Genomic DNA, 7509 nt, shown 5'->3' with positions numbered 1-7509 from the left:
AAAAAGAAATGAAGTAATCGTTGCTGCATCATCCGCACTAAAACCATAGCCTTGGCGTAAAAAGGGTAGCGCCCAGAGTTCACCAAAACTAATCACCGGCACCACACGAAGCGCTGCAATCATCGCAATCAACCAAGTTAAAGGGTGACTCAATACGCTCTTAAGTGCTAAAAAGTTAAACTGTTCATTCTCATTATTTCTATAGTTTTTATTTTTACTATTTTTAAATTTTATTTTATGGACATCCCAGATGCTTACTAAAAAAATCACAAATAAAACCAAGCCGAGAATAGCAGCAATTTCCATACTGTATCGCCACTCATAGTTTTCAACCAACTGAGTAAAGGGCTGTTGAGCAAACAAAGCACCGATAATCCCTAAAGTGTTCGTCAAACCCACAACCAAAGGAAAGTTTTCAGAAGAAAAATAAATCGATGCGATTTTCAAGCAGCCGATAAAGCCAAAGGCCGAGCCAAAGCCAATAAAGACCCTGGCTAATTCAAGATAAAATAATGAATGGGCTTGTGAGAAAATCACACTGCCAACCGTCACCAACGCCGTTGCAGCAAGAAAAACTCGTCGAACCCCATAGCGATCAAATAAAATCCCAGCAGGAATTTGGCCGATGGCATACGCATAAAAATAAACGGCGCCTAAAAGACCAAACGTGCTCGCATTAATATGAAAAGAACCAACGATTCCAGATTCCATTGCACTTGGCGCAATGCGTTGGAAAAATTCATAGGCATAAAAAAGTGCAGCAATACTCCAAACATACCAACCATATGAAATATTAAATTTTTTTTGAGGTAATCATACTCTGCTCCACAGCAGCTACTCCTAAAATAAAAGCGAGTTATTAATCAAGTCATTGCTATTAAATTTGATTAACGGCAACAGGCTGTGGAATAAATTAAAAAATTTTCAAATACATTACTAATCTCTAAGCACAAATAATATAATAATTAAAGGGTTATATTGTCTTGCGGTAATTTTCAGATTAGCAACAACACGAACGTGCAGAAAAAATGAGGGAAGTAACAGAAAGAAGAGTTAACAAAATAACGGTATTGTTTTACCAGCATTGTCCTCTCCAATCATCTCAAAATTAACTCTATCCCCAAGACTATACCGCCTTTGCAACCCACTTGTAAAGCCCCAGAACTACTTTCAGAAAGATGGGTCTAACAGGGCATTCAGGCTCAATCAGGAGTCCAACTAGCTTATGCGTAGCAGAAATAACAATAAAAACATTAAGTATCATACAGTTAATCTAGTTATTGCATTTTTTTTGGCTTTATCTGGCCGTAGTTTCATCTACTTTTGCAAGCCAAGAGCACAAGCAGTTGAAAAAAGTTCAACAGCTTTTCCCCGATAATGCCTATGGCGTTGATGTTTCTAAGTATCAGGGCAAGGTCAACTGGCCTCAGTTGCGAGAACAAATTGACTTCGTCTTTGTTAAAGCGACAGAAGGGGTCAATACAACGGACACTTACTTTTTATACAATTGGCAACAAGCTAAACGTCATGGCATCACCCGTGGCGCATATCACTTTTTCCATGGTCACATCAGTGGTAGCGCCCAAGCTCAACATTTAATTAATACCGTTGGTAAATATCATGAAGAAGACTTACCCCTCGTCGTTGATGTCGAAAGCGCTCGCACCACCCGTTTTGTCTCTCCAAAAGAATATACTAAACAACTTCAGGCTTTTATAGATCATGTTAAACGCAAAACAGGGGACGAGCCAATTATTTATACGAACTATTATTTCTGGCAATCTTTTTTGAAAAAAGTACACATGTTTTTTCAAGCTATGATCTTTGGGTAGCAAACTATACAAAAGGCCAAAAACCCGTTTTACCTAAGCCCTGGGATAATTGGTCATTCTGGCAAATTTCTAGTAAAGCACAGGTTCCTGGCGTCAAGTCACCCGTTGACTTAAACCTCTTTAATGGCGATGCAGACAAACTCGAAGACTATTCAATAAAAGTAAACAAAAAATTAAATTAAATTTTATAAAACTATAGTGCTTGAACCTTCCCTTTTAATAGCAAGTAATAAGAAAAACTTATAAACAAAAGCAGCAAACAAACTTAATATTGACATATTCAGCCAAAAATTAACTTCTTGTATATCTAAAATTGCATAGCGAAAAACATTAATGACATAATAAATAGGGTCCATATAACAAAGCCAACGTAACGATTCGGGCAAATGACTAACAGAGTAAAAAACACCTCCTAAATAAGTGAGCGGCATGATTACAAAAGTTGGTATGATCGTCACATCATCAAATTTGCGAGCAAATACCGCATTAATAAAGCCTGCAGCTGAAAATAAAACTGTCGCTAAAACAGCGACTATAATCGTCAAACCTATATGGTGAATTTTAATCGAAGTAAAAAACAAGGCGACAATCAGCACCAGAAAACCGACGACTACACCACGCATGACTCCTCCTGTAATATAGCCGAGTAAAATCATACTAGGCTTCATCGGTGAGACAAGCATCTCCTCAATAAACCCTTGGAAACGTGCGCCAAATAAGGACGATACAACATTATTATAAGAATTTAACAACATCGACATCATAACGAGTCCTGGAATAATATATTGGATATAGCTATAACCTTCAACCTGACCAATTTTATCGCCTAAAATTGTTCCAAAAATGATAAAATAAAGCGTTATATTAATAATGGGTGGTAATAACGTTTGCGGCCAAATTCTAAAACAGCGTTCTAGTTCTCGATAGATTAACCCTTTTAATGCAATCCATTGCAATTCCATTTTACCCTTCCCTCACTGTATATTGTAAAAATAATTCTTCTAAGCGATTATGTTTATTGCGCATACTGAGTATTTGAACACCTAAATTCGATAATTGCTCAAACGCACTATTTAAATTTTTGCCACTTTGCACACCAATTTCTAAATTGCCATCATGGTCTAAACTCGTTGTATAACCATTTAATTCAGGAGCAGATTGTAAAGGTTTAGATAAAGTAATCACAAAATATTCTATCTCTAAACTCTTTAATAGATTTTTCTTGTCTGAATTTCTGACAATTTTTCCTTGATTAATGATAATAATTTGCTGGCATAGCTTTTCTGCTTCTTCTAAATAATGCGTTGTCAAAATGATGGTTATTTTTTCAGTTTCATTGATTTCTTTTAAAAATTCCCACATTGACCTTCTTAACTCAATATCAACACCTGCCGTTGGTTCATCTAAAATTAATAATTTCGGGTGGTGAATCAACGCTCGAGCGATCATTAATCGCCGTTTCATCCCTCCCGATAAGGTTCTAGCACGCTGATAACGCTTTTCCCATAGACCTAACTTTTTTAAATAAGCCTCTGCGCGTTTTTTAGCTTCTTGACGCTTGATGCCATAATAAGCGGCTTGGGCAAGTAAAATATCGATTATTTTTTCAAACATATTAAAATTAAATTCTTGCGGCACTAAGCCAATTAAGCGTTTGGCTTCACTCGCCTCCTTTTGAATATCATGCCCAAAAATCAACACCTGCCCTGTAGTTGCCGGTAATAGTGTTGTAACAATATTAATTGTTGTTGATTTACCCGCACCATTCGGACCGAGTAAAGCGCAAAACTCACCCTTAGAGACATGAAAGTCAATACCACCCAATGCTTCAAAGCCACCTGGGTAGATTTTTGTCAGGCCATTTACAGATAATGCATGATCAGTCATTGTCGTCCCTCCTTGTTCTATAAGCTTAGAAAGAGCACTGCAATAACTCAAAAGTTGGCATTCTGCCAAGAGCTATTTACAATAAGGCAGTTAAAACATCAGCGAGTTACCTCATGAATACGCAGCGTGTTTACTTAAACGTGCCTTTTGCAGAAAAAGATGAAGCCAAACGCCTGGGCGCACGTTGGGACCCGAGCGCACGCTCTTGGTATATTCTCCCTCATGTTGATACAGATCCGTTTACACGCTGGCTTAAAAACGCCGCCGCCCCCCCTAAGAAAAGGGCCATGATTCTAATAGTGGGAATAATGGCGCTAACAATAACGAATCTAAAGGCATACAGCTCAGCCACTACCTACAAACGATTCAACAAGCCGTAGAAAATAGCTTTGATCAACCCCAATGGGTGATCTGTGAAGTCAGCGAATGGCGCCAGAATCAAAACGGCCACATTTATACTGAACTCATAGAGCAAGATGACGGCCATGTAATCATAGCAAAATCCAATGCGACATTATGGTCTCGTCAAGTTCACCATGTGCTGGCACCTTTTATACAAGCCACAGGAGCACCACCCTGTGCGGACATGAAGTTACTCGTCCAAGTTTCAGCTCACTTTCACAGCCGTTATGGTTTTAGCCTCAATATCCATGCAATTGACCCTCACTTTACCCTAGGTGCACTCGAAGCCAAGCTCAATGAAATCCGCTTAACATTACAAAGTGAACAGATCTTTGATAATAATCGCATGTTAACAATACCCTGTGAGTTCACTCGTATTGCGGTAATTTCTTCACAAACCGCCGCAGGCTTGGGTGATTTTCGCCAAGAAGCCGATCGACTGGCCCAAGCCAAGCTCTGCCGTTTTGATTATTTCTATGCGACCATGCAAGGCCATAGCGTTGCTGAGAGTATTTGTGCACAACTTGATAAAATACATCAGCACTCAGAGCCCTATGATGCAGTTATTATTATTCGCGGTGGTGGTGCGAAGACCGATCTGGCAGGCTTTAATGAGCTAGAACTAGCGCGTAAGCTTTGCCAAAGCACTCTGCCTATTTTCGTTGGTATCGGTCATGAACGAGATCATACGATCTTAGATGAAATCGCCCAGCGCAGCTTCGATACGCCATCTAAAGTCTCTCATTATATTTTACAAACTATTTTTCATAATGCCCTGACCGCTTACCAGCATGCCAAAGCTGTTTTACAGTTTACTCAAAAAGTTTATAATTTTACCCAAAACGATATTCATAATACTCGCCATAACATTCAGCAAAGCACTATCAATGTAATTAATACACAAGCTCACCAATTACAAAAATACCGCCAAAATATTTCCCATCACAGCAAGCAGGCAATACAAAAGCAAATACATTTAATCAACAGCCATAAACAGCAATTACAAACAACTCACTACACTCTAAACCAATATCAATTAAAGCTCAGAAAAGACTTTCAGTTTATTCTTCAAACCAGCAAAGAAACAGCCAATACAACTCAATTCTCATCAGAGTCCCTCATGCAATTCATTCTAGGGCTCGGACCCGAAAAAACCTTGCAACGTGGCTTTAGTTATATCAAGCATGGCGATCAATACATCACAAGCTACAAGCAAGCATCAGGCTATAACACCCTAAATATCCACTTTAAAGACGGTATTCTTAGCACCACAAATAATCACAACCCCGAGGACTGACCATCATCATGACAAAAGCAACCAGTAAAAAGTTTCAAGATAATTACAATACACTTAAAGAAGTCGCAGAACACTTGCGCACCCAAACAGAGCCTGATATTGACGAACTTATCCCTATGATCAAGCGTGCCTCCCAGGCTTACAAAACCTGTAAACAGCGCTTGGAAGCTGTACGCATTGAACTTGAAAAATATCAGGATATCTTCGATGAAGACGATGAAAGTTAATAGTGCGGTGGGCGCTCTTGCAATGGGTCACTAAAGTTTGAAGATTGCTCTGAAAACTGTGCTGCAAGCTTACTTTTTAGCTGTTTGAGTTCTTCCATGAGCTGGTCCAATTGGCCTTGTTGCCGAATAATCACTTGGTTCAACTGGCTCACTAGATCTTCTTGGAATACAAACTTTGTTTCCAGCTCAGTTAATCGATTTTCAAGGCTCATAAACACAACTCTCTGCAATTTTACTACAATTTTAAATTTATCAAGTAAATCCTTGATTGGATTTTATGCTCATCATAATATATTTTTAGAGTAAGGTTAAATTATAGGGAGGTTTTTATTATTGACAGTAACTATTGGACACTTAGCAGCTATCGAAAAATAGCATAGGGGATTGCTATGGCGAAACGGAAAAATCGTCAATTCGACGATGAAGTCTGTGCACTAAACTCAAAGCCTAATCTTCGTTCACCTCATTATCTGAAGCAAATCAAAGCATTAACTGACTCTCAAGAGCTATTATTCAAAGCCTGGAATAGCGGCAATGAAGTTGTTATTGCGCATGGTTCTGCAGGAACTGGGAAAACATACCTTGCAACTTACCTCGCTCTACAGGCGTTGCTTGCTTATGATAGCCCTTATTCTCGCATCGCTTTTTTCCGCTCGACCGTGCCTGCGCGCGAGCAAGGCTACTTGAAAGGAGATCTTGAGGATAAAGAAGCACCTTATAAACAGGTCTTTATCGATGCGGTCAATGAACTACTGGACATGAAAAACGCGTGGTCAACCTACAGCAAATATGGCTTGCTTGAGTTTTACTCAACATCCTTTCAGCGTGGGACAAACTATCACGACAGCCTACTCATCGTCGATGAATGCCAAAATATGGGTTTAGAAGAGTTAGATATGATTATGACGCGTGTGGGTAATCATAGCCGCATCATTTTCTGTGGTGATACTGAGCAAGACGATTTGCGTTATCGGCGCACTGACAGTTCAGGATTTGATGACTTCATTCATGTGATCAACCAGATGCAACGAAGCCAAGTCATTGAATTTACAATCGAAGACATCGTTAGAAGTCACATTGTTAAAGACTATCTTTATGCCAAAAGTGGTGCTTACAAAGGACAAACACCGCCACCGAAAAAGAAAGTGAAAAAAGACAACTTGATTGTCTATCCGTTTACGCCAACCAGCTGAGAGAGTGAGAGTTTAACTACTCTCACTTTCCGGGGACATCTCCCCATAAGATCTTATGCAATTGCAGCTGAAAACGAACATTCAGCTGGTCTGTTAATATCCAATCAGCAAGCTCCACCCCTTTTAACTCCTCATATGAAGGTGAAAATAACACTTCACACTTAGATGTTAAGTCGTACTCGCTCATACAGGCGACAGCCCAGTCATAATCTTCACGATGACAGATCACGAACTTAATCTGATCCTTCGCTGTAATATATTTAAAGTTTTCATATAAATTACGTTGCTGCTCTCCTGAGCCTGGTGTTTTAATGTCCACCACCTTCATCACCCGAACATCAATGTTGTTAACAGGAAGAGCGCCGCTAGTTTCTACAGACACTTCATAACCTAAATCACAAAGACGAGCCATCAGCTCAAAAACAGCAGGTTGAGCTAAAGGCTCCCCGCCAGAAACAGTCACATGCCACGCTTTATAGCCTTGAACCTGAGCAATAATTTGATCTAACGACAAACGGTCACCACCGCTAAAAGCATAAGCTGAATCGCAGTAAGTACAGCGCAACGGACAGCCCGTTAAACGAATAAACACTGTAGGTAAACCCACAGTACAGGTCTCCCCCTGCAAAGAATAAAATAATTCGTTAATACGTAAAGAGTCTTTGTTCACA

11 protein-coding genes are annotated in these 7509 nt (G+C 39.5%); 6 read left to right on the top strand and 5 right to left on the bottom strand.

What is annotated here, in order from left to right:
- On the bottom strand, positions 1-792 hold a 792-nt coding region (locus BGC07_RS14120; RefSeq protein WP_139121766.1), incomplete at its 3' end, for an MFS transporter.
- A gap of 554 nt (positions 793-1346) precedes the next feature.
- On the opposite strand from BGC07_RS14120, the gene BGC07_RS14115 reads away from it, so the two are divergent.
- Positions 1347-1832, top strand: coding sequence for a glycoside hydrolase family 25 protein (locus BGC07_RS14115; RefSeq protein WP_158006952.1), 486 nt, complete (start codon positions 1347-1349; stop codon positions 1830-1832).
- Positions 1775-2014, top strand: a complete 240-nt coding sequence (locus tag BGC07_RS23965) for a GH25 family lysozyme (protein ID WP_077216970.1) — start codon at positions 1775-1777, stop codon at positions 2012-2014. The genes BGC07_RS14115 and BGC07_RS23965 overlap by 58 nt, the downstream gene beginning before the upstream one ends.
- Positions 2015-2017: 3 nt before the next feature.
- On the opposite strand, the gene BGC07_RS14110 is transcribed toward BGC07_RS23965, so the two are convergent.
- Positions 2018-2794 (bottom strand): ABC transporter permease, encoded by a 777-nt coding sequence (locus tag BGC07_RS14110; RefSeq protein ID WP_069313622.1) that lies wholly within the window; start codon positions 2792-2794, stop codon positions 2018-2020.
- A gap of 1 nt (position 2795) precedes the next feature.
- Positions 2796-3719 (bottom strand): ABC transporter ATP-binding protein, encoded by a 924-nt coding sequence (locus BGC07_RS14105; RefSeq protein ID WP_069313621.1) that lies wholly within the window; start codon positions 3717-3719, stop codon positions 2796-2798.
- A gap of 113 nt (positions 3720-3832) precedes the next feature.
- Here BGC07_RS14105 and BGC07_RS22620 point away from each other — a divergent pair, with 113 nt between their 5' ends.
- From BGC07_RS22620 to xseB, 3 genes are read left to right on the top strand one after another with little or no spacing between them, the layout of a single operon-like run.
- Entirely contained in the window at positions 3833-4099 is a 267-nt protein-coding gene (locus tag BGC07_RS22620) for a DUF5710 domain-containing protein (RefSeq protein ID WP_235603254.1), read from the top strand.
- Positions 4057-5418 carry an exodeoxyribonuclease VII large subunit gene (gene xseA / locus BGC07_RS14100; protein ID WP_317135156.1) on the top strand — a complete coding sequence of 454 codons (1362 nt, stop codon included), beginning with the start codon at positions 4057-4059 and terminating at the stop codon, positions 5416-5418. The genes BGC07_RS22620 and xseA overlap by 43 nt, the downstream gene beginning before the upstream one ends.
- Positions 5419-5426: 8 nt before the next feature.
- Positions 5427-5645, top strand: a complete 219-nt coding sequence (xseB, locus tag BGC07_RS14095) for an exodeoxyribonuclease VII small subunit (protein ID WP_069313620.1) — start codon at positions 5427-5429, stop codon at positions 5643-5645.
- Here xseB and BGC07_RS14090 read toward each other — a convergent pair.
- Positions 5642-5857 (bottom strand): SlyX family protein, encoded by a 216-nt coding sequence (locus tag BGC07_RS14090; protein WP_069313619.1) that lies wholly within the window; start codon positions 5855-5857, stop codon positions 5642-5644. The genes xseB and BGC07_RS14090 overlap by 4 nt on opposite strands.
- Before the next feature lie 177 nt (positions 5858-6034).
- Here BGC07_RS14090 and BGC07_RS14085 point away from each other — a divergent pair, with 177 nt between their 5' ends.
- Positions 6035-6838 carry a PhoH family protein gene (locus tag BGC07_RS14085; protein WP_069313618.1) on the top strand — a complete coding sequence of 268 codons (804 nt, stop codon included), beginning with the start codon at positions 6035-6037 and terminating at the stop codon, positions 6836-6838.
- A 22-nt stretch (positions 6839-6860) separates the two neighbouring features.
- On the opposite strand, the gene queE is transcribed toward BGC07_RS14085, so the two are convergent.
- Entirely contained in the window at positions 6861-7508 is a 648-nt protein-coding gene (queE, locus tag BGC07_RS14080) for a 7-carboxy-7-deazaguanine synthase QueE (RefSeq protein WP_069313617.1), read from the bottom strand.
- Position 7509 lies beyond the last annotated feature (1 nt).

The organism is Piscirickettsia litoralis (assembly GCF_001720395.1).
GTDB classification, from domain to species: Bacteria; Pseudomonadota; Gammaproteobacteria; order Piscirickettsiales; family Piscirickettsiaceae; genus Piscirickettsia; species Piscirickettsia litoralis.
This window is presented reverse-complemented; position numbering and strand designations above follow the sequence as displayed.

Coding starts and splice junctions, on each gene's coding strand:
- xseB (WP_069313620.1), top strand. CDS start 5,427: ATGACAAAAGCAACCAGTAAAAAGTTTCAAGATAATTACAATACACTT.
- BGC07_RS14085 (WP_069313618.1), top strand. CDS start 6,035: ATGGCGAAACGGAAAAATCGTCAATTCGACGATGAAGTCTGTGCACTA.
- BGC07_RS14105 (WP_069313621.1), bottom strand. CDS start 3,719: ATGACTGATCATGCATTATCTGTAAATGGCCTGACAAAAATCTACCCA.
- BGC07_RS14090 (WP_069313619.1), bottom strand. CDS start 5,857: ATGAGCCTTGAAAATCGATTAACTGAGCTGGAAACAAAGTTTGTATTC.
- BGC07_RS14110 (WP_069313622.1), bottom strand. CDS start 2,794: ATGGAATTGCAATGGATTGCATTAAAAGGGTTAATCTATCGAGAACTA.
- BGC07_RS22620 (WP_235603254.1), top strand. CDS start 3,833: ATGAATACGCAGCGTGTTTACTTAAACGTGCCTTTTGCAGAAAAAGAT.